This window comes from Methanobacterium sp. (assembly GCA_039666455.1).
In the GTDB taxonomy this organism is placed as follows: domain Archaea; phylum Methanobacteriota; class Methanobacteria; order Methanobacteriales; family Methanobacteriaceae; genus Methanobacterium_D.
In genome coordinates this window covers 14133-40621 of the sequence record JAVSLW010000041.1, presented here as the reverse complement: position 1 = coordinate 40621, position 26489 = coordinate 14133, and the positions used below count along the sequence as shown (strand labels likewise).

Sequence of the window (26489 nt, the reverse complement as noted above, 5' to 3'; positions counted from 1 at the left end):
AAATATGGGCAGCAAACAAAATAGCATAACCGAATATAAACTGGTCCAGGCTGAACTTAGCCCCCATTAATGTGGCAAATAATGCTCCAAGGCAAAAAAATAAGAATCCTCCAAATACAAAATGTAGACGCCCTAATTTGATGATTTTTACTATTTTTTTGCCATTTGATTTCATAAAAATCTCCTGATTTCAATAGTATTAATATTTATAGATTGTTAGATTACTATTTTTTGGTTTAATGATTCTTAATACACATTTAATCAGGAAACTGAAATTCTTTTTTTGCTTTTATCTGCAATTTGAATCATATAAACAATTTTAATGAGATTAAATTCAATAATACCCACAATTATCCAAAAAATATGTTTTAAAACTTTTTATTTATTTAAATGAAAAATAAATGGTTAAAAAATAATAATATTAACAAATTATATATATTTTCTATTACATAAGAAAGAGTATGTTATTGAAAACCATTTGGAGGTAGGATTAGCATGGCTGAAGAAATGATAGGAAATGTGACAGATATGGTTAAAACAACAGTTGATGAGCTTTTAAAAGTTTTGGCCACTGATAACGTAATAGGAGAAACAATGGAAATAGGAGACAAGGTAATAATTCCCATAACTAAAGTTGGTCTGATGTTTGGAGCTGGAGCAGGAGGGGATATGAAAGAATCAGGCGGCGGTGCAGGCGGCGGTGCAGGAATAGAGCCCCAATCTGTAGTAGTAGTATTTAAAGACATAGAAGGTCCGGAAGGAGTTCAAATATTATCTGTAGCAGGAATGGGTCCACTTTCCAAGATAGCAACAGATATAGGCCACGCAGCAAAGCAGATGATAGAAAAAGAAGGTGGACCTGGTGAAATGATGAAAAAAGGAATGAAAATGACTGGCAAAAAGAAAGAAGAAGAAGAATCTGAATAATTTAAAGAAACCAGGTCATGAATGTAATGGGTCAAAGAGTGGATCTTAATTGGCATACATTGAAGTATCCATCATTATCCTTATTATTGTTTTAATTATAATGGGGATTATGGTGGTTCCTTTTCAAATTTCATTACAGCTTTACAGAAAAGGTTCTGTAAATGAGGGATATTTTAAACTAAGCTGGCTAAAAATAAGGTTAATTCATCAAAAGATTCCTTCAGATAAAATGAAAGAAAAACCCAGAGAAGAAAAAGAGCAGAAAATAGATTATAAGCGTATTCCACATATAATTTCACTTTCTATAGAATCTTTACCCTACCTTCTTAATATATTCAGGGCGTTTTTAAAATCAGTTTCTGTTAATAAAATTTCAGTTGATTCTACCATTGGGATGCATAGCGCAGCAGACACAGCAGTTGTAGGTGGTTATTTATGGGGAATATCTTCAATTATAAATGTCTTCCCTAACGTGTACCTGAATGTGAAACCTGATTTTTATAAAGAACGTTTAGACGGCTCTTTTTTAATAGAAATTAAAATAATGCTTTTTTGGATCATAATTGAATCATTAAAAGCTTTAACGAAAAAACCAGTTAGATCACTTGCTGGTGAGCTTAGAAAAGTTAGAGGATGAAAAATGGATCTGATTAAAAATCCGGGAAAAATGTTTAAAAAAGCATTTAATTTAGAAAAATCAGAGGATAAAATAATAGATGTAATAAATAGTATTATAGAACCAGAAATAGATATAAATATTGGAAAACCGATTAAATTTGCTAAAAGGACAATTTATCCCGTAGTACAGACTTCAGTAATTAAAAATGAAAGAAGAGAATTCATAGCAGCAGAAATATTTCCCATTGCTTTATTAATTGAAGAACCACAGGGAGAATATGTTATCTCTTTAAATGAGGATGAAACAATTTCGAAAGAATTGATCAGAAAAATTATCCCGAGAAAGGGTAAAAACAGTTTATGAAAAAATCACAGGTTTAATTAATTATATCCTCTTCTTTTAATATATCTAAAGAGCTTAATTCTTCCTTTACAATGTTTAAAACGGTTTGAGTGTAGGTTCTCTGCACGTCTGGTTCTTTAAGTAGTCCTTTGATAAATGAATCGAGCTCAGTAGTATCTTTAAATTTAGCAAGTAATATAGCATCGAATTCTCCTGTAACATCGTAAATTCCAAGAACATTTTTATGATAGGCAGTTTTGTTCTCCCAGTTTCTTAAAACTCCTCCTTTTACTTTTACACCTATTATGGTGGTTAATTTGTAACCGAGTTTGGAATGGTCTATCTGGGGTATGAATTTTTTTATAATGCCTGATTTTGCAAATTTATCCACCCTATTGTGAACTGTACCCACAGATACATCCAGTTCTCTTGATATTTTTCGATATGACATTCTCCCGTCTTTACTTAATAAATTAAGGATTTTTTTATCAGTTTCATCTATTTTAATTGATTCTTCTTCACTCATTTTATCACGGCAATATCTACAAAAATTGAACAATGTTTATAGATCTAACCTTTATAATATAAATAGATTATATATTTTAAACAATTTAGATAAAATTAATACAAATTTAGAAAGATTCAAAATAAAAAATAAAAAAGAGTTTTCTATTTATTCTGAGGGGGCTGATTCTTGTGGAATAACAGTTGATGTGCCGTCTGATATGAATAACAATGCTAAAGCCCTTGCATAGAGCAAGTATGTGTAAGGATACACTACTAATACAAGGATTAACCAGCCGAGTATTGGAATAATGCCTAAAATACTTGCTATGACTCCTATAACCACTCCTATAATGATCATAACTATATACCAGATTATGTAATCTGTCCATCCAATTTGATTTATTTTTTCAAGTATTTCACCGAATCTAAATGCAGCACCAAGTTCGCTGTTATAGTAAGCCATATTAGCTAACGCGATTGTGGCTATTAAACCCAGTATAATGGCTAATATAATTCCGATTATGGCAGTTACACCTAATACTCCGAAAGCTAAAGCAGATGGGTCTGCAGCTAAGCCCTGCATTGCTGCTATTGATGTCCACATTCCTGCAAAAATTATAATCGCTGGAACAATGAAATATACTAACTGAACTATAAATACCTTGATCCCGTCTACAATCATTTCGCCCCATTCTTCAAATTCTGGAAGCTCATCTGAACCGGCAATTGATGCTTTCAGTGTCCTAAGAAAATATCCCATTGCAATAAATGCAGGAATAATTAAAAAGCTCAAAAGGAACATGACACCAAATATAAGTACCTTTTTCCAGTCCTGTGAGGGATACCTAACAGCATCCCCAACTATTTCTCCAATATCCATGGTCAAACCACCTCTTTTTTTATTTTTGACATAATATCAATATTGTTTATGGACATTATTTAATATAAATATTTTACTAAAGAAGAAGGAAATGTCATAAAGAGTGAAAAGTAATAAAATGATGGAACAGCGTATTTTTTTAGTAGCGGGTTTTATGAGATTTATTATTTTTGAGAATAATGGTTTTCAACAAGTTTTATATCTTATAAAAGGCAGCATATCCTGAGTTATATGTATGGTTATGTTTACGGGTTTTTTGATTGTCTGCAAATGCATAGTGCTTGTTAATCATACTTTCTAAATACCATTAAACTGTTACAACTTACTAAGTGCCAATAAGGGTTTAAAATAAACTGTGATAAAGGGGGGACAAAGTTTAATTACTATGATATTTAATAGGATACATTGAAATAAATAGAAATAAATAGAAAAGATTGAAATTTAACTTAAGTTTTATGAAATTATAGCAAAATTAGGAGTTATAATTTACAGGTGAATAAATGAGATGGGGAATAGTTATTGTAGTTATCCTCCTGTTACTTGGAGGTTATATTTACATCACGGGTTTAAATGGAGATATAGAACCTTTAGGAAGGCTTGCATTTGTTAAAGTTGCAAATCCAGATATGTATCCGGGGCATCCTCATTCCCAGGTCCTGGCAAAATATGCAGAAGAGAGAAATTCTAAGTGTGCTCTGGTTGTGCACTTTGCAGGAAGTTCAAATTATCGAAGTTATAGGGATGGAGACACTTTCATAATTCAAATGGCATTTATCGATACTCAGGGTACTTCTGATTCATATAATAAAATTCAGTGGATGGATTCAATTAAGGTGGCTATTTTTGGGGTTCCTGATGGCAGATATAAATATAAACTTGATGGGAAAATATTCAACAGCTATGATGAAGCAATGGCCTATGTTAACAAATTAGCTAAGCAGCACGGTCAAAAAGGCCCAATTCCTATGGTATGGCATGGAACAGCAAGAAGTGGAAATCCGGTGATAATGCAGGGCTGCGGGTTTCCGTTGTATTTTGATGTGGCAAAGAGAGAGTATGGAATAATTCCAGCATATTATTATTTAATAAAAGGAATGATTTTCCCTTACTTCAGCCTCCCCTACCGAAATTTCGAATTACAGCATGCTTCAGAGCTTCAATATTATTACACTCATGGGATGCTGGATTACGAATAAATAGTTTAATTATTTTTTATATTATTTTTTTATGGCCAGAGGCCGTCCAGTAATTCAAAATTCAGATTCATGGGACTTTTAAACCCATAAATAAGCAAAACACAGGGGTCAAAATTAAGTATAAGAGTATCAAGTCAGGCTTAAAAATATCTTTTTAATCTCATCTACTGGTGCACTGGTCTTAATTCCGGTTGGTTTAAAATGAGTTCTTGATGCAAAATAGCCTTTTTCTTTTAGAGAATCAATGACATCCATAAGCTTCGGTGCACTTATTTTTAAATTTCTACAGATTTCATGGAGGTCGTAATAAGTAACAGGAGCATTAGATTCTTCATACGCAAAATTGATGAGTTTAAGTGCTTTATTTTCCTGATTTATTTTAGTATTTTTTAGATTATTCCTCATTCCTTTTATGAAATCTTCTTCTAAAATAGCGCCGCACCACAATGGGCCTGCAGTTTTGAATCTTCCTCCACATACAGGGCAGTCCCTACCAATTTGTGGAGTAATGCCCCTGATCATCATTCGGTTAAGACAGTTATGGCAGTGTAAAATGTATCCAATATTTTTTAAGGACTCGTCAGTTATTTTAGCTCCTTTACGCACCACTGCATAGATTCTCATGTAATGTTCGCTGCTGTGTGCGAATTTTACTTCAATACATTTTCTAAACTTGGATAATGTCCTTGCAATGAAACCTGTAAGAATTCTGATACCTAATTCATGACAATATTCAGTTTTAAGAGGCATAGCGCCATATTTTCGAATGCATGGTTCTTTGTATGTTCCGCATAAAGCTGAAGTATCTGTAGCAGTTGCACATAACATTCCACCTGCTTTTAAGCTTATTCCTGCAGATTCAATGAATGGAGAAGGAGTACCAAAAGGATCAATGTCTACAACATCAAATTTCCCCCTGCATTTCCTTAGTAGAATGTTTGCATCCTCTTTAAAAACCTCAACATTACTTAATCTGTTTAATTTTATATTTTTTTCTGCAAACTGGACAGCGATTGGATTTATATCGCTGATAACAACGTTTTTAACAGTATCAATCTCTTTTGCATATCTTACACCTCTGATACCGCTTCCTCCAAATGAATCGCAGATACTGATTTCACGCCTTAATTCTTCTTGATACGTCTTTATTGCAAGTATTGATAAGTCTCTGTTTAGCTCCATTACTGGATTGTAAAATACGGGTGCTTTTGATGATATTCTATCAAATTCAGGTGTTTTAATTTTTACAAGTCCTTCGTGAATAATTTTAATGTCCATAATCTGACCTTAAAAATTGAATTTAATCATTGTATTTAAGTAATGATATATACTATTAAATATTTAAGAACAGATTCTATTTAGCTTAGGAAGGTGTAAATATTTCGAATATTCCGTTTCTATACAGTGCAGAGGCAGGTAAAAATAAAGGGTGGATGTACCTTATAACAATTTTATTGACATTTTTACTTCCTGGAATAATTTCTGCAGTAATTTTAATGATTTACATGCTTATTGTAACTTTACAGTCTGGCCTTGATGGACTTCAAGGGATGGGAAACATTCTTGATCACCCATTTACACTTCTTGTATTAGTGGGAATATATTACACATTCAGCTTTTTGTTTTTCTATATTGCAATGCGTTTTATTCATAAAAGGAGCCTGATATCTGTAATTACAATCAGATCAAAGATTAACTGGAGAAGAATTTTTAAAGGAGCAGCTTTGTGGGTTTCTATTTTAGCCATATTCACAATTATCACTCTTTTTATAGATCCTGGAATATATAAATTCACTTTCAAACTCGAATCATTTATAATTCTCCTTATTTTAAGCTTGATCATATTTCCAGTACAGTCATTCTTTGAGGAGCTATTTTTTAGAGGGTATTTAATGCAGGGATTTGGAATTTTAAGTAAAAAACCGGTTATTCCTCTTTTAGCTACTTCAATCATATTTGCAAGCTTGCACTGGTTTAACAGTGATAATTTTATATTTAGTTTGCTTATACTTTTTAATACATTCATTGTTGGATTAATGCTTGGAATAATAACTCTGGGCGAAAACAGTATAGAAACTGCAGCAGGAATACATATAGCTAATAATATTTATGTTTCACTTATAGTTAACATTCCTGATGCAGGACTTGGTGATTTACCCTCAGTATTTTCAGCACCTCTTGACCCGGCCAGTAATATACTGGGAACAGTTTTAGCAGTTTTAATTACATTAATAATAATATTTTGGGGTAAAAAAGATAAATTAATGGATATAGCCCTATAGATTTTATGAAATTCATGGGGAAGAGATTTTAAATGAGACTAAGACGTACATAAAACAACAAGGTAATAAATTGGGTTAAAATGTGCTTATTTTAGATTTAAAAGATGTTTAAACCGTTTCTAAATAGTTCACTTCCCATCAACACGTGCTGGAGGCTCATCTTCAATGTCAAGAGAGGATATGTTACCCATTTCTTTAACTCTCCTGCAGACCAGATTTTCAAATTCTTTGGGACTTAGTCCTAACTCTCTGGCACGGTCACGTATAGCTTTAGGGTCATGTGCCATGTGCTTAATATAATAAGCAGCAAATCTTGAAAGGTATTTTTCAAGTATTTCTTCACTTTTAAGCTCTAAAATTTGAGATGTATCATCTGAAAGCATGTTTAAATCTTTTAAGGGGATTCTAAGAGGCATGAATCTAATTACTATATCTCCTGTATGTTTATCAAAAACAATACTCTCTATTTTCATATCTAAACCTTTTAAAACCATTATACCACCTTTTTAGTTAAAAAGATTAATAGAGGCCCTAAGATTTTACCACAGCTATTATATTCTTTTTCGGCTGCCAGGTATCAAGCGGAGTTTTTTCAGTAGTTTCAATTTCTACAACCCCGCCTGGAAGGATCTTTTCGTTGTTTATTATTTCCACATTTCGATTATCACTTTTTAAAAGAACCTTCCCGTCACTGATGGATGCTACGCGTTTGATTATGAGCCCATATTCTGGATGGCGGGCTATAACTATATCTCCTACTTTGAATGATGTTGTCTTTAGCCCTATTACATTTTGACCGTCTTTTAATGTTGGAAGCATGGAAGTTCCACTTACAGTAGCTGGAAATGGCAGTTTATCAGTTCCAAACTGCGAAATCAAAGTAACATGGGCAGTGTAATTATATTTTTGAGCAATGGCATTTATATTAGCTTTTAAGCTTGTAACTGTACTTTTATCACTTAAAACATCTACATCTGCTTTATGTATCATTTCTTTTATCATTGCATCTGGAATTTTTCCAGATCCGGAAACAGGTGTTGCATTAATGCCTGTACTCTTTCCATCAGTCTTTACAGTTATATTAACCACATTTGGCTCTGTTTCGCTTTGTAAGGTTTGGTTTAGGGGTGTTACTTCCACATGACTTTGAGGCATAAAAAATGCCAGTGAAACTGCAGCAGCTATTATAATTACTGCACCAATCAATATTATTACTGTTTTTATACTCATCTGTACCATCCAATTTAAATTAAATTTTATATCAATAATTTCATATCAAAAATCATAAAAAGGTTTTTTTCATTCTTATTCATACTATCCAGTTAATTATAATATTTTATCCTCTTTTTTATGTAATTTAATGTATATAAAGTCTTCATTATTAATTATTTTTGTTTTTATCTATCAGGTTTAGTGATTTATCAAAAAATTGTAAAAACATGTTTTTGTCCACATAGTGAAGGGATCTATGAGCTTCATTTTTGAACTGGAAATGAATTCTTTTCACATTAGATTAAAGCTTTGAACTGTCTTTTCAATTAAATAATCATTTTTTTCATAGTAATTTCCCTCAACCATCAACTGCAGTTCAAAAACATCCACATCATTCTTTGTAAGTGTTGTTCTGTCAATATAAAATGGGGCAGGAATGTCGTTGGAAAATACAGGGTTTTGCTGGCATTTATATATTACCCTAATTCCCTTCACATCCCTGTAACTAATTGTCTGCTTGAAAAGTTCGGTAGCCCCCCACCATGAACGTAAATATTTATCCTGAGTTTCTTTATAATCTTCAATGGAACTTGCAAAACTAACGTTTTGCGCATTCGAAATCGAAGATTTTTGAGAGCTTCCAAATTCTTTGCCAATTTTCCCATACCAGACAATAGCTTCAACACTGTTTCCATAAACCAGATAAAGCCTGGCATCTTTACCTGCATCCTTATAGGATCTTTTCTGCCAGAGATTAGGGTAACTCAATGAAAAATATTTTCCAGAGTAATTCTCCATTTTGCTGTTATTTAAATCTTCACCAGTATCAAAAATGGTGTATACTGGAGGAAATACTTCAAAATCCCTGGTGATATTTTGATACTGTACTGATCCCCTTTTACCTGGAGATTTGGCTGTAATATTAAAAAATGCAAATGTAGAATTTGAAGGCACCTGAAATTCCTGCTTGAAATTTCCATTTGAATCAGCTTTTATTGTTATATTGCCTATTACAGGGTCATCAAGAGCTGTTTCAATATAACTTCCAAGGTTAAGATTATTTCTAAGGGTCATGTTGGAAACTATGGTTATGTTTGCATCTGCATCGCTTTGCCCTTCAATTTCAACCTGTGTATTACCATATTTAAGCTTATCAAGAGGTTTTATTGAAAGAAAAGTTAAAGGACGTTGTATTTCAATATTTTGAACTGTTTCATATTTTTTAGGGGCTTTAGAGGTAACAGAAACTTTTGCCTCCACCACTTCAACTGGAACATTCAGATTGTACTCAAAACTACCGTTACTGTTTACAGCAACCTGAATTCTGTCCATGTTTAATTCAGACGAACTTATAAAAATTTTAGAATCAGGCTCGCTTTGACCTTTTATAATTACGGTTGCAGGTTTTTCATCAATCTGGAAGCTATTTCTCTCTAATGATAAAAAAGTAATATCTGGGACCAGTAATCCTGTAATCAGAACAAATAAAAGGCCAAAAATACAGGCAGCAGTAAGTCCATAAACTGCTTTATCAGTACTGGTCTGTTTTGCCCACCATTTTTTTATATCCATTTTAATCAGTTATTATTCAGGTCATTTTCTGTATTCATGGGTAAATTCAGCATCATAAAGTTTAGAAGGGGTAATATCACCAGGATCAAGCACTTTACCTACCACAATCATGGCAGTTTTTTTAATTCCAGCATCTTTCACTTTAATTGCAATATCTTCTAAAGTCCCCCTGATTATCTTCTGGTCTTTCCAGGAAGCTTTTTTTACCACTGCAACAGGAGTGTCTGGTGAGTAATGACTTAGAAGGTCTTCAACAACTTTTTCAATCATCTGGATGCCTAAAAAGATGCACATTGTAGCTTCATGCTTTGCCAGATTTTTTACTGATTCTTTTGATGGTTTAGGTGTTCTTCCTTCAGGCCTTGTTATTATTACAGTTTGTGAAATCTCAGGGAGGGTTAACTCTGATTCAAGAGCTGCAGCAGTTGCAAAAAGAGAGCTTACACCTGGAATTATTTCAAAAGATATCTTTTTCTCCCTTAAAGCTTCAATCTGTTCACCTATGGCGCCGTATATTGAAGGATCCCCTGTATGAACTCGTGCAACTGTCTTTCCATTCTCTGTTCCTTCTTCCATTACTTCAATTATTTCCGGGAGGTTCATGGTGGCACTGTTGTATATTTGAGCATCCCTGGGCGCATAACCTAAAACTTCTTTATTTACAAGCGACCCTGCATAAATAATGATATCTGATCTTTGAAGTGTATTTTTACCCTTTATTGTTAAAAGTTCAGGGTCTCCAGGCCCTGCACCAATAAAAACTACTTTTCCTTTCATTTTATTCACTTTTTTATTTTGATGTTTCCCTCGATTTTAATGGCTTTAAAGGGACATTTCTGGACGCAGATCCCGCAGTACCCGCAGTACCTTGGGTCTATTTCCACCCGGCCATTTTCTTTAATTATAATGGTTTCCGCCGAAAAATCACCTGTTTTTAAAGTTGGGCATACATCTTGGCATATATAATTACAGTCATCACCACCCCTGCAGATATCTTCATCCACAACAGCAGACCTTGCAGCTATACCCAGCTCTTTTTTTAAAGCTTCCTTTATTTTATAGCCTGCAATGTGCATTAATGTATCGCCAATTAGAGGGTCAACACTCATGGATGCAAGGCAGGGATAATTATGATAAAGTCTTCCAGCTTCAAACTCTGCGTCTTCAGAGGCAATATTTATCAGCATATCTGCTACAAACCATGTTGAACCGCAGGGCGCACCCCTTTTAACTTTAACACGCCTTATTAGATTATTTGCTTCTATTTCCAGTTCAGGTTTTCCAAATGTTTCTGCAAACTCATCTATATATTTATCGCCCACTGGTTCCAGTGTACAGAAAGGTCTTGGAAAAACAATTTTTGCATCTCCTGATTCAGCCTCTATTTCCTTTTGAAGACCAGGAGGAATTTGTTTAGGGTCATGAACAGGGACAATAATTGATTTTGCACCTGTTTTACGGGCTACAATGGGTATTATCATATTTATATCACCGTATAATCCAAGTGAAAGAATTAAATCAGCTTCTTTAAGGTTTTCAGGGACGAATTCTTCCACATTGTCTATAAATTCCGGTAAGTTATCTGGAACTTCATGAATTCCAACAATTCCTGATGCCAGGCCCATCCGGGCAATGTTATTTATGATTCTTGAACCATATTTTCCTGAAGTTAATATGTACATGCGTAGCATTTTATAATCCTTTGTAACCAGAAATTTAATATAATTACTTATTTACCAGTATTTTTTAACTTATTATCTTAAAACCTCTAAATATAGATTTCGGGTGATTAAAGATGGGTTTTAAGATTTTAATGAAAAAAAAAACAGCACCATGTATGCTGATATATTGAACACAGATATACTTAAAATAAATTATTTTCCTGATTTTCTGCTTCTATTTAAATGCACACTGAAGCCTGTCTCTTTTAAACCATCAGGATATTTTTGGGTTAATCTGAAAAACATACGGGATATTGAATCTAAAATTATTCCAGTAAGCGCCAGAAATCCGCCGCAGCAGGTTAGGAGAATTGCAAGAATTGTGGGTGCAATGCTTGTGGTTGTCCTTGCCAGATACTCTCCAAAGAAGTTGAGTCCTAAAACCAGTCCAGTGACGATTATTATAATTCCAGGTAACGTGAAGTAATATAAAGGCCTTTTAAATTCAATTTCATTTATTATTTTCATTAAAACTTCTAATCCATGGCTTACAGGACCTTTAGTGGAACTATCAACATCGTAGCGTACTCCAATTTCAACCTCTTTTATGCGCAGCCCTGCATTTGCCGCATCCATCAGCATTTCGCTTTCAATACCAAAATTAGAAGAATAAAATGTGAATGCGGGTATGGTATGGGCTGCAAACGCTCTAAATCCGCTTTGACTGTCGGTGATATCTAATCCACTTCCAATATTGGTGGCCTTATCCAGCACTGTCTGACCAATTCTTCTATAGGATGGAGTATCACTCTTTTTTCCGTTTAAGTACCTGCTGCCGTTTACAAGATCAGCTTCACCGTTTTCTATGGGTGAAACCAGTTTCTTTATATCTCCAGGATTGTGCTGCCCATCAGAGTCCATGGTTACTATTATATCTGTATCTCCAACAGCTTTAAAACCGGTTTTAAGTGCAGCGCCCTTTCCCTGATTGGAAGAGTGTTTTATCACTTCAGCACCTGCAAGTCGGGCTATTTCTGCAGTATTATCTGCGCTACCGTCATCAATGACAATTACATTATCTGCATGCTTTTTAGCACCGATTATCATACTGCCTATTGAAACTTCTTCATTATATGCTGGTAATATAACAGTTATTTCAGTCATGTCTCTCTCCATATTTTAAATTAATATGATTTTCAAAAAATCTGATATTACTTATTTTTTTTTATCTGGTATAAATAATTTATGATATCCCTTTAAAAACCGGCTTTTTAAATAATAATTATTAATCATGTGGAATTATCATTTTTTGCCCATCTCCTGTAGTAAAATACAGCTTTCAGTTTAAGGGGTGTGCTTTTTTAAAGACACAAGTATATTTCTAAAGCCTTTCATTAGCTTTAGCTTTTCTTTCATTTCGTTGCTTAAAACTTTGTTTTCAACCAGATTATCTAATATCTCTTTATCATCTGCAGGGATTCCAAGTTCAAGGTCAGCATTTATTATGGCGCATATATCGAAAACATTTTGGATTGCAAATTCCATTCTCAGTAGTTCGTAAAATGATTTGTAAATATGGCTTAAAAAGCTTTTTGATGCATGAGAAACATTCGTTTCTCTGCCCAAAAACTCCCTCAAAAAAATGTCAAAACTGAAAGTTTTGACGCCCAAAAACTATGTTTTTGGTGGCTTCGAATTTTGAGGAATTTTTTTCGGTGGGTTTAATATATCTGTGTTCCATATTTTATTGTGCAGGGTGTTTTTATTTCTCATAAATATCATATGCTCTGCAGTTCTACTATACTTACCATGTACTGATAATAGCATGAAGAAAATAAAAGGTGATTAGAATGAAAGTGTCTTTGGCAAAAGAAGAGGTTTCAATCGTTAAAGAATCGCTCCAGAGAGAACTTATATTATCGAAATCAAAGGTAAATTTATTAAAGGAAGAAATTAAAGGTTTTGAGAAGAAATATGGGATGTCCTCGGAGGAATTTATGGAGAAATTTGAACAGGGCGAACTTGGAGATGATCAAAACTACTTCGAATGGTGGGGTCTGTTAAGAGGTATTAAAAAGATAGAAGAAAAGATAGGCAAAATAAAGGCGGTGCTATCCTATTGATTATCTCTGATTACTTTAAGGAAGTTGAACAGAAAATAGTGGAAACGAAGATCATTGCAGAGAAAAAAATCGATTACAAAGAATTCAGCAGCGACGAGGGCATGATACGAGGCAAACTGCTTTTCATAAATGGATATGTACTTGAATTCATGGAATATGTATGCATTGGGAAAGAAAGACCAAAATACAGGTTCAATTTGATGGATAAAAATGGCAGAATAATTTTCAGATATGATAATGCACCTCACCATAATCACCCTAATATTTCGACCTTTCCTCATCATAAACATCTTCCTGGAGAGATCGAAGAATCAAAGGAGAAAGAGTTCATTGAGGTTCTAAAAGAGATTGAAACGTTGGCGTTAAAAATTTAATTGCTGCAAAATGAGAATTGCATACAACTACGATGTGATGCATCCATTATAAACTGCTGCAAGTTCTTATAGATTCCATCTTTTACAAGCCCCATATTTACAAATTCCCCAAAAACAGGAGGCAGATGCCTTTCTACCAATCCAACGCTTTTTCGATTTCTTTCATCTTCGTTCTAATAATTTTTTCTCTAAAGGCTTTTTTTATTATGGGGAGTCTTCAGTGATCTTCATGTTAATCACATTTATCATTTGGAGCTGGATTTTAGAGCAGATACATGATCTTTGAGTGTGACCTGTCTTTTTAATTATATCTTTTTATCTTTATCTATTTATTCTGTAAAAGACATGCTAAATAAACAGGTTAGTTGCAAACATGATTTTTACCTGATTCAGTAATTTGTTTAAAACTGCGTTTATAACTGATTAATGGTTTCTACAATTTTTTTTGCAATCCCAGATAATACATAAATTTAATTAGAAACTATTAAATAGATAAAAAGACTTAAATTAGGATTTAATCAAAAGATGTTTCTTAATAAAGATTATTTCAAATACCATTTTTTTAAGTTAAATAAGGTGCGATAATGGATAAAGAAGCTAAGTTAGCATTTGACATGGGATCCAGGTATTACATTGAGGGAAAACTTGAAGAAGCTCTTTCATATTACACCCGGGCGCTGGAACTATTTCAAAAAACGGATAATCTGCAAAAAGAAGCAGATATACTTCTTGAAATTGGAGATATTCAGGTAGAATTAGGTGATATTGATAATGCTCATTCAAACTATGAAAAATCACTGAATCTGTTCAATCAAATCCATGACTATGCTGGTGCAGGCTATTCCTTAGCAGGCATTGGTATAATAGCTGAAAAATATAAAAAGTATGAAGAAGCCAGGGATTACTACGAAAAAGCTATTAAAATGTTTCAAAAGGCCAAAGATTACGTAAGGGCGGGAATAGTATCTAACCTGATAGCAAATACCTATGAAATGCAGGATGCACTTGAAGATGCTTTGGTAGATTATGAAAGGTCACTGGAACTGTTTGCCAAAGTTAAAGACCATTCAAGGGAAGCTGAAATATATGGTGCCATGAGTAAAATTGAAAAGAGAAGATACAAATACAAGTCCTCTAAAAAAGATTTAATTATTTTAACAGGATATCTCTCTGCACTTATTGCAGCTGAGTTAACAATAACCTTTTTCAACATGGAATTGGGGCTTGTAGCAGAAACTGTCATATTATTTGCTTTATTATTCCACTCATCATTAATTGAATCCTACAATATTTCCAATCTTTTAAGATCAATGATGGTTCTTCCAATGATACGGATTGTAGGGTTATCATTACCTATCATGCAGATACCTCCCCTTTACTGGTTCCTCGTAATATCAATACCATTATTTGCTGCATCATATGTTCTAATACGGGAACAGAGACTTAACAGGAAAAAGGTCGGTTTGATTTTAGGTAATATTCCAGTACAGCTAATCATTGGGTTAAGTGGGTTATTATTAGGATTTATTGAATTTTTAATTCTTAAACCGCAACCCCTTATTTCAACATTTAGCCTGGTACCGCTTGTTACTGGAATTATAATAATTACCATATCCACAGGACTTGCAGAAGAATTACTCTTTAGAGGAATAATTCAAAGAAATGCTGAGAACATGTTTGGAGGAGCATTTGGATTGTTATATGCTTCATTATTATTTACAGCTCTTCACATAGGCTGGCATTCATTTTTAGATCTTGTATTTGTATTTATAGTGTCTATGTTCTATGGTTACATGTTCCAGAAAACAGGGAGTATATTTGGAATAACTTTAGCTCATGGCATATCTAATTCTGTGCTGTTTCTGGTAATGCCTTTTGTAGTATTCCACTTTCCATTTTAACTCATTTTATCTAAAAGTCAGAAAATCCATTGAAAACAAAGTTTTCGGGGCCGCAGAACGTAGTTCTACAGGTTCCCTGCAAAGCAAGGGGTAGTTCACAGTAATGTATGAGATCTGCGGACATTTAGGCTTTAAACGCAGCTTGCAAAGCCGTGAATTTCAGTACTGGAAGAAGAACGACACCATGGCAACCGCGAATGCCCCTAAACTCAGCAGCCCGACAATACAATTATTTTTAAATATAAATCAGAGTAATAAAATAGAAGTAATTTAATAATATTTTATGAAAATGGAAAGCCATTGAATTCAAGTCTTTGCAGGTGATTTTAACCAAAAGCTTTATCTGGTCTAATAATAATATTATTACACATGATAAAGGCTATAATAATGGCTGGTGGAAAGGGAACAAGAATACGTCCATTAACACTGATTCGCCCTAAACCAATGGTTCCAGTAGCTAACCGTCCCCTTATGGACTATGTGATTGAAAAAGTAAAAAACGCAGGATATAAAGATATTATTTTAACTTTAAATTACTTACAGAGTCAGATTAAAAGAGATGTCCAGAAAAAATACAGAGGACTTAACATAACATATTCTGTAGAAAAACATCCTATGGGTACTGCAGGCGGTGTAAAAAAAGCTGGAAGGCATGTGGATGACACTTTTTTTGTTTTAAGTGGTGATGTACTGGTTAATGTAGATTTAAACAAATTATTAAAGTTTCACCGGGAAAAAAAGGCCATAGCCACCATGGTATTAACACCTGTAGATGATCCAACTCATTTTGGAATTGCAGTTATGGATGATAACAACAAAATCATTAATTTTCTGGAGAAGCCGTCCCCTGGTGAAGTATTCAGTAATGTTGCAAATACTGGTACTTACATTTTTGAACCAGAGATACTTGATTATATAGACACTGGAAAAAGAGAGGTTGATTTTTCCCATGATATATTCCCTATTTTAATTGAGGAAGAAGCAGGTATCTATGGATACAAATTCAATGGATACTGGAACGATGTTGGAAGGCCAGAAACATTTCTTCAAGCCAACTATGATGTTTTAAACCAGGAAATAGCCCCGCAACCTCCTGGAGAAAAAATCGAAGAAAGTGTGGACAGATTAGGAGACATATGGATAGGTGAAAATGTCCATATTGATGAAAAAGTGAGGATAAATGGACCTGTGACTATAGGAGACAACTGTGTAATTGAAAAGGGCTGTAAAATAGGTAAAAACACAGTTATTGGAAAAAATGTGCATATAGAAAAAAATACAAACATTAAAGGTTCAGTGCTATTTTCAAACAGTATTATACATGCCAATTCTCATCTGAAAGATTGCATTGTTGATACTCACTGTGTAATTGATAGGGGCAGTATAATTGAAAGTGGAGCCATCCTCGGAAACATGGTGCGCATTGGTTTTAAAAGTGTGGTAAAATCCTCAAGATCCATAACTCGTAAAACAAAGATTTCACGTGATTCAATCATAGATACTGATTATTCACTAACCGCCGAATAATTTTTTTTAAGCGCTAAAAATTCTAACTCCAGAGGAATAAGGGAGGTCTATCATTGTCTAAATATGTCCATGACATAAGGGGAATCGTTAATTTGGAGATCACCAATGGATTTGCCTCACATTTAGGAACAGTCATTGGTAATTATGTTGGAAAGGAAAAAAGTGTTGTAGTTGGTAGGGATTTCAGTGTCTCCTCCCAGATGATTAAAAGATCATTAACCACAGGATTGATGGCCGCAGGAGTTAATGTAATTGATTTTGGAGTGGCCCCAATACCAGTTATACACTACAATATGGATTTATATAATGCTACGGTGATGATAGCAATCACTGCGTCACATCTTCGTCCTGAAGATGTGAATATTAAGATATTCAGTGATCATAAAATTCCTTTAGAACAAAGACATGGTGAAAAGGCTCCCTGGAATCAGATAGGTAAACTCAAATATGTTCATGACTACATCGATAATTATATAGGCGCAGTTCTTCAAAACACAGATACCGAAATGATAAGGAAAAAATGCTTCATGATAGTGGCTGACTGTGAAAAGGGACCATCCATGCCCATTACTCCAGAAATACTGGATAAATTAGCATGCCATACTGTAGTTGTAGAATCTAAAGATATTAATATAGAATCTGCTTTTCCAGAACCAAATCCTGAGCGTCTATCCATTGTATCTGACCTTACTGTTACTTTAGGGACTAATATGGGCATAGTCCTGGATAATGATCAGGATCGGGTTATTTTCATTGACGAGAAGGGGAATATAGTTCGAGATCAGACTGTACTTGGCATATTTGCCAAAAATGCACTGGAAGAATCACCAAATGGCACTGTAGTATCTTCAGTTGTTGCTTCTCTTTCTCTTGACGATATAGTATCAAAATATAATGGTAGATTATTGAAAACTTCTGTTAATAATGTGTTGAAGGGTGTTGTAGAGGAAAATGCCATTTTTGGCGGTGACGAACCTGGAATGTATAGTTTTCCCCAGTTTCATCAGTGCTTTGATGGAATATTTTCAGTGGTTAAAATGTTGGAAATCCTGGCCAGGCATAATACTACCCTTTCTAAGCTGGCCCTGGAAATATCAGAGTATCCGCGAACAGTTTTTACCATAGGGTGTGAACATGAGGAAAAAATGAAGGTTATTGATACTATTGAAAACAGCTTCCAATCAAAAGGTAAAATAAGCACTGTTGATGGTATAAGGGTTGATTTAGAGGATTCGTTCATACTGATAAGGCCGTCACGATTCGAACCTTTAATTAGAGTTTATGTGGAATCTAAGGACCATGCAAAGTTGCAGGAATTAACTACAGATGTCAAAAAGTTGATTGAAAATGTTTAAATTAATCCTTTAAAAGAAGTTGGTTTATCTTATCAAGCATTTCACACGCTTTGCAGATATTCAAGGATGATGGTTCGCCACAAACTTCACATTCATACAAATTTGCAGCCATTTTTTTAAATTGAAATGATTTATCAAAGGATTTAAGTATATTTGTTTTGGTTCCTTTCCGCATTGACTCCATTTTATTTAAAAATTCCTTAATTTTAGATCTTGCAGACATATAGGAGTACGGACACTCTGCAAAATGCACGTTAATGTTATTTAACACTGCCCATGTTCCAACATCTTTTTCAGATACTTTCCAGAGCGGTTTTATTCGCGGAATGAGCTTTGGATGAATTGCATCCAGTTTAGGTCCAAACTTTGCAAACCTTCTAAAATCTGCCCTTCCAAAACTCATAATAAATGACTGTATTTCATCATCCATATTGTGACCAGTTGCAATTTTACTTGCACCAGCTTCGTATGCAGTTCTATTCAGCAGGTATCTTCTAAAAACGCCGCATGGTATGCATGCACTTTTGTAATTATTGAAGATCTGGTCAAGGCTAAAATTGAATTCATCAAGAAAAGACTTTTCAATTAATTTAATGTCTGTTTCTTCTGCATTCTGCCTTGCTATTTTTACCCCTTCATTTCTGTATCCGGAAATACCTTCATCAATAGTTATAGCTACTAAATCAATATTAAACTTATTTTTGAGTTTATTCAGGATATGGAGGGTTAGAATACTATCTTTTCCACCAGATAGAGCTACCGCTATCTTATCACCTTCTTCAAGCAGTTTATATTCTTCAATTGTTTTTGTTACTCTATTTTCTATTTTTTTGTTGAAGTCGTCCTTTGTAATCATGTGATCAGGAATTATGAATTATTTACTGATCTTAAAATAATTTGTGTTTAGAAAAATTAAATTAAATAGCTTTTTGATTTAAATTTTAGCTATTTAAACTATTTATAAGAGATAAAAGGTAAAAAACTGATTTTTACAGGTTTTTTTAAAAAGATGAATTAATATTTTATATTAGTTAATACATAATAGTGATCATGATAACTGCAGAACTCACCGTAATTCCCATTGGAACTCAGGATACAAGTATAAGCAAATATGTGGCTGCTGCTGTGTCAATATTAGATCAAATGGGGATGAAATATAAAATAACTGGAATGGGAACTTCCATAGAAACAGATGACTCTGATAAACTTTTTGATGCTATTAAAGCTGTCCATGAAGCCGTATTTAAAGAAGGGGCAATGAGAGTTGCAACTCACCTGAAAATAGATGATAGGCGTGATGTTGAAAAAACAATGGACGAAAAAGTGAAATCAGTTGAGGAAAAACTTTCCTTATAAATCAAATGTTTATCTTTGAAAAATCAGCTTAAAAATCTATCTGAAGCATCTTCAAGAACAGATACTATTTTTCCAAGGTCTCGAGCACTTAACGCAGGGTTTACTGGAATTGAAAGGACTTCTTCTGCAGCTTTTTCTGCTTCCAGACAGTTAGCTGTAAAACCTAAATTTTCATAAAGTTTTTGCCTGTAAATAGGCTTTGGATAGTGTATTCCCGTTCCTATTCCTTCATTATTTAAAAAGTCCCTTAATTCATCTCTTTTTCCATTACCCACTCTTATAGTGTATTGATGGAAAATGTGTTTAACACCATCCTGTACAAATGGAGGTTCAATTCCATCAATATACCTGATATGCTCTGTAAGATATTCAGCGTTTTCAATTCTCTTTTCATTGAATCCATCAAGTCTTTTAAGCTGAACAACTCCTATTGCAGCTGCTATATCAGTCATTCTGAAATTATAACCCAGAATAACATGCTGGTATCTTTCACTTTCACCATGTGCCCTTAAAGCACGTGCATCATGATCAAATCCATTATTATCAGTTGTGATCATGCCCCCTTCACCTGTAGTGATGTTTTTTGTTGGATAAAAGCTAAAACATGCCATATCTCCCAATAAACCCACATTTATACCTTTATATACAGCACCGTGAGCCTGTGCAGCATCTTCAATCACTTTTAAGTCATGATTTTTGGCTATTTTATTTATAGAGTCCATATCTGCAGGCTGGCCATAAAGATGAACTGGCAGTATGGCCTTTGTTTTATCGGTTATAGCTTCCTCAATTAATTCAGGGTTTATATTATATGTTTCAGGCTCAATATCTACAAAAACAGGCTTTGCACCAGCATAAAGAACACTGTTTGAAGTAGCAGCAAAGGAAAAGGGAGTTGTTATCACTTCATCATCTTTATCTATCCCTGCACAAAGAAGGGCAACATGCAGTGCAGTAGTTCCTGAACTTGTGGCAACAGCATGGCGAGTTCCAATGTAATCTGCAAACTTTTCTTCAAATTCAGCTACTTTTGGCCCCTGTGCTATAAATCCAGACCTTAAAACAGATTCTACTTCATTTATTTCCTCATCACCGATAAATGGCTTGGCAATTGGTATCATCAGTTATCACCTACACACTAAGTTTAAATTGAAGGCATTTTTATCTTTTATTATTCATTATATGATATATATCAACATATTATTAAAAACTTAAATAGTTAAATGGGATGAACCACTCATTCCTTAGGAAGGAGCCTGCAGAACTACGTTCTGCGACCCCGAAAACTTTGTTTTCGATGGATTCTTGATATATGTTATATTTTAAAAATAACTGTACTATTTTTGGACATGAAATAATTTACCTTATATTTATAAAATCTACCATTTCGCTTAGATTTTTTCTAAATGAGGTTAATTTTTCCTTTAATTTTTTATTATCTACTGCAATTATTTCAATTGCTAAAATAGCGGCGTTTTTTCCATTATCAATTCCAACTGTTGCTGTTGGAACACCTGGCGGCATCTGTATCATGGTAAGAAGAGAATCCAGACCTCCCAATTTTACACTGTGGGGCACAGATATAACTGGCCTGTCGGTATGTGCAGCTACTGCTCCTGATACAAAACCAGATAATCCAGATACACATATGAACACCTTTGTTCCGGAAATAGTTCCATTAACCACTGCTTTATGCAATTTTTGAGGATATCTGTTGGGGGATGCTATTTCGATTTTATACTTTATGTCAAAAGATTTCAGGGTTTCAACGACAGATTCAACTATTTTTATGTCTGAATAGCTTCCAGCCACTATAAGAACATCATTTTCATTTTCACCGATGGTTTTTTCATTTCCATATATTTTAAATTTCTCTTCCACGTCTGCAAGGGGCTTTCCATAACTCCTGGCTATTAAATATTTCCCGCCAATTTCTTTTCTTATGTATTCTTGATCCTCATCTATTTTTTTAACCATGGCTGATTTATAATCAAGGACCTTTTTTCTAACATCTTTATTATAAATACCTATTATTTCAGCGGCCAGTATCGCTGCGTTTTCACCTCTATCAATCCCAACCGTCGCTACAGGGACACCTTTGGGTGTTTGGACACAGGCAAACAGTGCATCTAAACCATTTAATTTAGATTCCACAGGGACGCCTATCACTGGTCTGGTTGTATTGGCCTTAACAATTCCAGGTAAATGTGCGGCCAGTCCTGCAATTGCTATAAATGCCTTTGTCCCATTTCTTGTGCTTTCAACAGTTATATCTCTTACTCGCTCAGAAGTCCTGTGTGCGGATGCTATTGTTATATCATAAGTTATACCAAAATTTTCAAATATATCAACTGCTCTTTTTGCTATATTCATATCTGAGGAGCTTCCCATTATAATTACAACATCTGACAAATGATCACCAACTTTTTTTTATTTTATTTACTTTTACTATAACTTTTATTTTTAATTAATCACATACCATTATAATACATAACGACAACATTTATTTATGTGTAGTATATACACATAATATGTGATACAATCACATTATAAAAAAAAATCAGTTTCTGGTGATGATATGATATCCATACATGAAGAACTATGCAAAGGGTGTTATATTTGCATAGAGTCCTGTCCAAAAAATATATTCAAGGTTTCTAAGGATTTAAACAAAAAGGGGATTTACCCCTCAATAGTGGAAGATATTGAAGAATGTAATTATTGTGGTATTTGTGAAATAATGTGTCCTGACCAATCAATTGTGGTGAAAAAATGACGATAGATAACAATGGAAAACTTAAACCTGGTAGCTATTTTATACAGGGTAATGAAGCATGTTCTGAGGGCGCCATAGCAGTAGGGTGCGATTTTTTTGGAGGTTACCCTATAACTCCATCATCTGAGGTTGCAGAAAGAATAGCAAAGCGTCTGCCTCAAATTGGAAAAGCATTTATTCAGATGGAAGATGAAATAGGAGCATTAGCAGCGGTTATTGGGGCATCATGGGCTGGTGCAAAGGCAATGACTGCTACAAGTGGACCGGGGTTTAGTTTGATGCAGGAGCACATAGGCTATGGGGCAATGACAGAAACTCCATTTGTTATAGTCAATGTACAGAGAGGATCTCCTTCAACAGGACAACCTACAATGGCATCTCAAAGTGATATGATGCAGGCAAAGTGGGGTTCTCATGGAGATTATCAAATAGTTGCCCTGGCACCTTCCTCAGTTCAGGAGTGTTTTGAATTTACAGTAAAGGCATTTAATCTTTCTGAAAAATACAGGGTTCCAGCATTTGTAATGAGTGATGAAATAGTGGGGCATATGCGGGAAAAACTAATCATACCTGAAGAGATTGAGATAATCGAAAGAAAAGAAGGGCTTAATAAATTTCCATTCTATCCAGAAGAAGATTTAATTCCTAAAATGCCCACATTTGGTAAAAGACATAAGTCACACATAACTGGATTGACTCACAGTGAAAAAGGATATCCTGATGCAGCATCGAAGCCTGATGAACATCATAAATTAGTGGAAAGATTGAATAAAAAGATATTAAACTATGCCCATGAGATATATTCCTTTGAAGAGAAATATCTGGATGATTGTGGGGATGTTGTGGTAGTATCCTACGGGGCGCCATCAAGGTCTGCAGAGACTGCTGTAAATGAGCTCCGTGAAAATGGAGTTAGTGCAGGCTTTTTCAAATTGGAAGTTGTCTGGCCATTTCCAGATAATAAAATATTAGAAATTGCCAGAAAAACAGAAAAAATTATAGTGCCTGAGATGAATTTTGGTCAAATTGCAAGAGAAGTGGAGAGGGCTTCAAAAGGATTCTGTGAAGTAACATTACTTCCAAAGACAGGGGGAGAAATACATTTCCCTGAAGAAATTATTGCTATAGCATCAGGGAACGAAAAACGACGTAAAAATTCATTGGTTCAAAGATTAGAAGAAATTATTGCTACAACAACAGGGAGATAAAATTATGGAACAACATTTTGCTTTAAAATATTTAAGAGAAGACAGATTACCCCACATATTCTGTTCTGGATGCGGAATTGGAACAATTATAAACTGTGCAAGCAAGGCATTCGATGATTTAAATGTGGATATGGATAATACAGTAATGACATCAGGAATAGGCTGTTCTTCAAGAATTCCAGGATATTATAACTGTGATTCATTGCACACAACTCATGGAAGACCAATCGCATTTGCAACAGGAGTTAAATCATACAATCCTGATCTAGATGTTGTTACATTTACAGGTGATGGAGATTGTGCAGCAATTGGAGGAAACCATTTCATACATGCATGCAGAAGGAACATCGATATTACAATCGTATGTGTAAATAACTACATATATGGTATGACTGGAGGACAGGTCTCCCCAACAACGCCGACTGGAAAAAAAGCCACTACCACACCCTATGGAAATCCTGAAAGGCCTTTTGACTTATGTAAGGTAGCTGAAGCTTCTGGAGCTTCCTATGTTGCAAGATGGACTACTTCCCATCCATTTCAACTGTCAAAATCCATTAAAAAAGGAATGGAAACCAAAGGACTGGCATTTATTGAAGTGATGTCTCAGTGCTATACCTACTATGGAAGAATGAATAACATAAAATCCAACACAGATCTTATGAAATTAATTAAATCAAGCACAGTATCAATAAATAAAGCAAAAAGACTAAAAGAAGAGGAATTATATGGGAAACTTATAATCGGGGAGTTTGTAAATATAGAACAGCCTGAATTTACTGATGAACTATATAAAATAATAGAAAATGAATGTTTAATTGAGTATCCATCGATATCAAAAACATCTAAAGAATATTAAAATGTGATATTATGAGAAAAGAAATAAGATTTGCAGGATTTGGAGGGCAGGGCATACTTTTATCAGGTATAATATTGGGGAGAGCTGCTGCACTGTATGAAAACAATTATGCCTTTCAAACCCAATCAATAGGTCCAGAAGCCAGGGGAGGAATATCCCGTGCAGAGGTGGTAATCTCTGATAATCCCAAGGATTATCCAAAAGTTAGAAATTTAGACATACTGATAGCGATGTCCCAGGAGTCTCTGGACACATATATAAAGGACCTGGATTCTGGAAAAATCCTTATTTATGACCCGGATATGATGATTAATTTCCCTGACAGAGAGGATATAGATATATACACAGTTCCTTCCACTCAAACTGCCTATGATATTGGAAATAAAATAGTTGCCAATGTTGCAATGCTTGGGGCACTGGTTAGCATTACAAATATAATATCAAAAGAATCTTTAAAAAATGCAGTGTCTGATGCTGTGCCGCCGAAATTTAAGGAATTAAACTTAAAAGCTCTTGAAAAAGGATTTGAATTAGGGCAAAAAATAAAAGGATGATATCTTGTCTGGTGACTGGTGATTATCTATTTAATAGTATCCACCTCAGTACTTAGATATCCTTTTCCATTTTTTATCTGTTTTTTATTTTTCACTTAGAGGTTCATTAGGAGTGCACTACAGTGTTCGTTTTATAGTCACAGAGTGGGCCATAACTAATGCTGAAAGGAATATAAATGCTATCATTGCAGCACCATTAAAAGTCCTGTTAAATATAAAAAGCCCCACAATTGCCTGGGTTATGAATGCTGAAAGTGCCCCCACAAGCAGAGCTTCCCTTCCAAGATACATACGGCTTCTGTTTCTTCTTTTACTCCTGTATTTCCTTAAAATATGGAAACCTGTGCAAACTACCACCAGAATCCATCCCATAAGTGCCAGAAGAGCTACGTATCCAAAATCAAATGAGATTCCAAATACTCCTGGGAGCATATAGTCGATATAATCCTTCTTTGTAACTAAAACTCCGTAAAACAGAGGGAAAGGTAATGTTAAAAAGTGGATAATACCCATTGGCAGGGAAACATATCCGTCTGAACCTCCAAGGCATTGAGCACCCCAGTAACATGACCCCTGAACATGGCCCCAGAGAGTTGTGTTCTTTAAAACCATTACAATACTTGGAAGAGAATATTCTTCAATCCTTGAAATCCTTAAAAGTGGACTTAAAACAGTTGCATTAAAAACCCGAGATAATGCCTCAAGAATTCCAAAACCCGCTAATGCAGCAACACCCGCCATTAAAACCCTTTTTGGAGTTAATTTTGAACTTCTTTTGAAGCTTTTGGACATTATAATTGCTCCAACTATCCATCCAAGGAACCATAGAATTAAAAATGATCTGTGCATTAACCCACCTGCAATAGCTATTACAACAAATAAAATAAGAGATAATGCATGAATTGATGTGGATTTGATTTCTACTTCACTTAAAAGACTTGCAGATGCTGCAAGAGTTACCCATGCAAAAACTGCAATGGCACCAAATGGATGTGTGAATTCATGATGGGATACAAAGGGAAGGAAAAGAAAACCTGCATCCACTCCAAATACCACTGCAAGAAGAACTGTTAGAACAAGTGCAATGAAAAGTACCATGCTTAGGGGTATTGAAATGATATTGAAAAGTAGTATCACTCCCAGATGTATAATGATTGCAAATTCCAGTATAAGTTGAAGATGATTCTCTGCAATTAACATGCTATCACTGATTTCCAGATAATTTTCATTATATTTTTGTAGTAATCTTGTTTTTAGT

The 26489-nt window shown here is 34.3% G+C and carries 29 protein-coding genes; 15 read left to right on the top strand and 14 right to left on the bottom strand.

Going from position 1 to position 26489, the window contains the following annotated elements; all coding sequences use genetic code 11:
- The first annotated feature begins 495 nt into the window (after positions 1-495).
- From PQ963_10350 to PQ963_10340, 3 genes are read left to right on the top strand one after another with little or no spacing between them, the layout of a single operon-like run.
- Positions 496-927, top strand: a complete 432-nt coding sequence (locus PQ963_10350) for a spore germination protein GerW family protein (GenBank protein MEN4030059.1) — start codon at positions 496-498, stop codon at positions 925-927.
- Between the two features lie 49 nt (positions 928-976).
- Positions 977-1564 (top strand): DUF2953 domain-containing protein, encoded by a 588-nt coding sequence (locus PQ963_10345; GenBank protein MEN4030058.1) that lies wholly within the window; start codon positions 977-979, stop codon positions 1562-1564.
- Positions 1565-1567: 3 nt separating this feature from the next.
- The gene (locus PQ963_10340) at positions 1568-1909 is read left to right on the top strand and encodes a hypothetical protein (GenBank protein ID MEN4030057.1); all 342 of its coding nucleotides are present in this window, start codon (positions 1568-1570) and stop codon (positions 1907-1909) included.
- Positions 1910-1922: 13 nt separating this feature from the next.
- On the opposite strand, the gene PQ963_10335 is transcribed toward PQ963_10340, so the two are convergent.
- Positions 1923-2414 (bottom strand): Lrp/AsnC family transcriptional regulator, encoded by a 492-nt coding sequence (locus tag PQ963_10335; GenBank protein ID MEN4030056.1) that lies wholly within the window; start codon positions 2412-2414, stop codon positions 1923-1925.
- 147 nt (positions 2415-2561) lie between these two features.
- On the bottom strand, positions 2562-3275 hold the full coding sequence (locus PQ963_10330; protein ID MEN4030055.1) for a DUF4013 domain-containing protein: 714 nt from the start codon (positions 3273-3275) through the stop codon (positions 2562-2564).
- A gap of 500 nt (positions 3276-3775) precedes the next feature.
- Here PQ963_10330 and PQ963_10325 point away from each other — a divergent pair, with 500 nt between their 5' ends.
- On the top strand, positions 3776-4471 hold the full coding sequence (locus tag PQ963_10325; protein MEN4030054.1) for a hypothetical protein: 696 nt from the start codon (positions 3776-3778) through the stop codon (positions 4469-4471).
- 129 nt (positions 4472-4600) lie between these two features.
- Here PQ963_10325 and PQ963_10320 read toward each other — a convergent pair whose 3' ends face one another.
- A complete protein-coding gene (locus PQ963_10320) occupies positions 4601-5749 on the bottom strand; it encodes a tRNA (guanine(10)-N(2))-dimethyltransferase (protein ID MEN4030053.1) in 1149 nt (382 codons plus the stop codon).
- A gap of 155 nt (positions 5750-5904) precedes the next feature.
- Between PQ963_10320 and PQ963_10315 the strand changes: the two genes are divergently transcribed.
- Positions 5905-6753: a type II CAAX endopeptidase family protein gene (locus PQ963_10315; protein MEN4030052.1), complete on the top strand. Its 849-nt coding sequence runs from the start codon at positions 5905-5907 to the stop codon at positions 6751-6753.
- Positions 6754-6881: 128 nt separating this feature from the next.
- Here PQ963_10315 and PQ963_10310 read toward each other — a convergent pair whose 3' ends face one another.
- The 7 genes from PQ963_10310 to PQ963_10280 all read right to left on the bottom strand — a co-directional run bounded on the left by PQ963_10310 (position 6882) and on the right by PQ963_10280 (position 12824).
- Positions 6882-7247, bottom strand: coding sequence for a hypothetical protein (locus PQ963_10310; protein MEN4030051.1), 366 nt, complete (start codon positions 7245-7247; stop codon positions 6882-6884).
- Between the two features lie 37 nt (positions 7248-7284).
- A complete protein-coding gene (locus PQ963_10305) occupies positions 7285-7983 on the bottom strand; it encodes a S24/S26 family peptidase (GenBank protein MEN4030050.1) in 699 nt (232 codons plus the stop codon).
- A 273-nt stretch (positions 7984-8256) separates the two neighbouring features.
- The gene (locus tag PQ963_10300) at positions 8257-9537 is read right to left on the bottom strand and encodes a hypothetical protein (protein MEN4030049.1); all 1281 of its coding nucleotides are present in this window, start codon (positions 9535-9537) and stop codon (positions 8257-8259) included.
- Positions 9538-9558: 21 nt separating this feature from the next.
- Positions 9559-10314 carry a precorrin-4 C(11)-methyltransferase gene (gene cobM / locus PQ963_10295; protein MEN4030048.1) on the bottom strand — a complete coding sequence of 252 codons (756 nt, stop codon included), beginning with the start codon at positions 10312-10314 and terminating at the stop codon, positions 9559-9561.
- A gap of 5 nt (positions 10315-10319) precedes the next feature.
- Positions 10320-11219 (bottom strand): DUF166 family protein, encoded by a 900-nt coding sequence (locus PQ963_10290; GenBank protein ID MEN4030047.1) that lies wholly within the window; start codon positions 11217-11219, stop codon positions 10320-10322.
- Between the two features lie 192 nt (positions 11220-11411).
- Positions 11412-12362 (bottom strand): glycosyltransferase family 2 protein, encoded by a 951-nt coding sequence (locus PQ963_10285; protein ID MEN4030046.1) that lies wholly within the window; start codon positions 12360-12362, stop codon positions 11412-11414.
- 180 nt (positions 12363-12542) lie between these two features.
- Positions 12543-12824, bottom strand: a complete 282-nt coding sequence (locus PQ963_10280; GenBank protein ID MEN4030045.1) for a DUF86 domain-containing protein — start codon at positions 12822-12824, stop codon at positions 12543-12545.
- 224 nt (positions 12825-13048) lie between these two features.
- Here PQ963_10280 and PQ963_10275 point away from each other — a divergent pair, with 224 nt between their 5' ends.
- The 5 genes from PQ963_10275 (at position 13049) to PQ963_10255 (ending at position 18478) form a co-directional block, all read left to right on the top strand.
- Complete coding sequence (locus tag PQ963_10275) at positions 13049-13321, top strand: hypothetical protein (protein MEN4030044.1); 273 nt, start codon at positions 13049-13051, stop codon at positions 13319-13321.
- Positions 13318-13695, top strand: a complete 378-nt coding sequence (locus PQ963_10270) for a DUF6516 family protein (GenBank protein ID MEN4030043.1) — start codon at positions 13318-13320, stop codon at positions 13693-13695. Before PQ963_10275 ends, PQ963_10270 begins: the two co-directional genes overlap by 4 nt.
- A 584-nt stretch (positions 13696-14279) precedes the next feature.
- Positions 14280-15596 carry a tetratricopeptide repeat protein gene (locus PQ963_10265; GenBank protein MEN4030042.1) on the top strand — a complete coding sequence of 439 codons (1317 nt, stop codon included), beginning with the start codon at positions 14280-14282 and terminating at the stop codon, positions 15594-15596.
- A 387-nt stretch (positions 15597-15983) separates the two neighbouring features.
- Positions 15984-17123 (top strand): NDP-sugar synthase, encoded by a 1140-nt coding sequence (locus PQ963_10260; GenBank protein MEN4030041.1) that lies wholly within the window; start codon positions 15984-15986, stop codon positions 17121-17123.
- Between the two features lie 53 nt (positions 17124-17176).
- Positions 17177-18478 (top strand): phosphomannomutase, encoded by a 1302-nt coding sequence (locus PQ963_10255; protein ID MEN4030040.1) that lies wholly within the window; start codon positions 17177-17179, stop codon positions 18476-18478.
- Position 18479: 1 nt separating this feature from the next.
- Here the strand turns inward: PQ963_10255 and PQ963_10250 are convergent, their stop codons facing one another.
- A complete protein-coding gene (locus PQ963_10250) occupies positions 18480-19334 on the bottom strand; it encodes a TIGR00269 family protein (protein ID MEN4030039.1) in 855 nt (284 codons plus the stop codon).
- 194 nt (positions 19335-19528) lie between these two features.
- Between PQ963_10250 and PQ963_10245 the strand changes: the two genes are divergently transcribed.
- On the top strand, positions 19529-19834 hold the full coding sequence (locus PQ963_10245) for an MTH1187 family thiamine-binding protein (GenBank protein ID MEN4030038.1): 306 nt from the start codon (positions 19529-19531) through the stop codon (positions 19832-19834).
- Positions 19835-19857: 23 nt separating this feature from the next.
- Here the strand turns inward: PQ963_10245 and PQ963_10240 are convergent, their stop codons facing one another.
- The gene (locus tag PQ963_10240) at positions 19858-20955 is read right to left on the bottom strand and encodes a DegT/DnrJ/EryC1/StrS family aminotransferase (protein ID MEN4030037.1); all 1098 of its coding nucleotides are present in this window, start codon (positions 20953-20955) and stop codon (positions 19858-19860) included.
- Positions 20956-21193: 238 nt separating this feature from the next.
- Positions 21194-22246: a 5-(carboxyamino)imidazole ribonucleotide mutase gene (gene purE, locus PQ963_10235; protein ID MEN4030036.1), complete on the bottom strand. Its 1053-nt coding sequence runs from the start codon at positions 22244-22246 to the stop codon at positions 21194-21196.
- A gap of 166 nt (positions 22247-22412) precedes the next feature.
- On the opposite strand from purE, the gene PQ963_10230 reads away from it, so the two are divergent.
- Genes PQ963_10230 through PQ963_10215 form a run of 4 tightly spaced genes read left to right on the top strand, consistent with a single transcriptional unit; the run spans position 22413 to position 25231 of the window.
- A complete protein-coding gene (locus PQ963_10230) occupies positions 22413-22610 on the top strand; it encodes a ferredoxin family protein (protein MEN4030035.1) in 198 nt (65 codons plus the stop codon).
- Positions 22607-23818: a 2-oxoacid:acceptor oxidoreductase subunit alpha gene (locus PQ963_10225; protein ID MEN4030034.1), complete on the top strand. Its 1212-nt coding sequence runs from the start codon at positions 22607-22609 to the stop codon at positions 23816-23818. The genes PQ963_10230 and PQ963_10225 overlap by 4 nt, the downstream gene beginning before the upstream one ends.
- A gap of 4 nt (positions 23819-23822) precedes the next feature.
- Positions 23823-24677 carry a 2-oxoacid:ferredoxin oxidoreductase subunit beta gene (locus tag PQ963_10220; GenBank protein ID MEN4030033.1) on the top strand — a complete coding sequence of 285 codons (855 nt, stop codon included), beginning with the start codon at positions 23823-23825 and terminating at the stop codon, positions 24675-24677.
- Between the two features lie 11 nt (positions 24678-24688).
- Positions 24689-25231 (top strand): 2-oxoacid:acceptor oxidoreductase family protein, encoded by a 543-nt coding sequence (locus PQ963_10215; protein MEN4030032.1) that lies wholly within the window; start codon positions 24689-24691, stop codon positions 25229-25231.
- A 117-nt stretch (positions 25232-25348) separates the two neighbouring features.
- Here PQ963_10215 and PQ963_10210 read toward each other — a convergent pair whose 3' ends face one another.
- Positions 25349-26431 carry a hypothetical protein gene (locus PQ963_10210; protein MEN4030031.1) on the bottom strand — a complete coding sequence of 361 codons (1083 nt, stop codon included), beginning with the start codon at positions 26429-26431 and terminating at the stop codon, positions 25349-25351.
- Between the last annotated feature and the right edge of the window lie 58 nt (positions 26432-26489).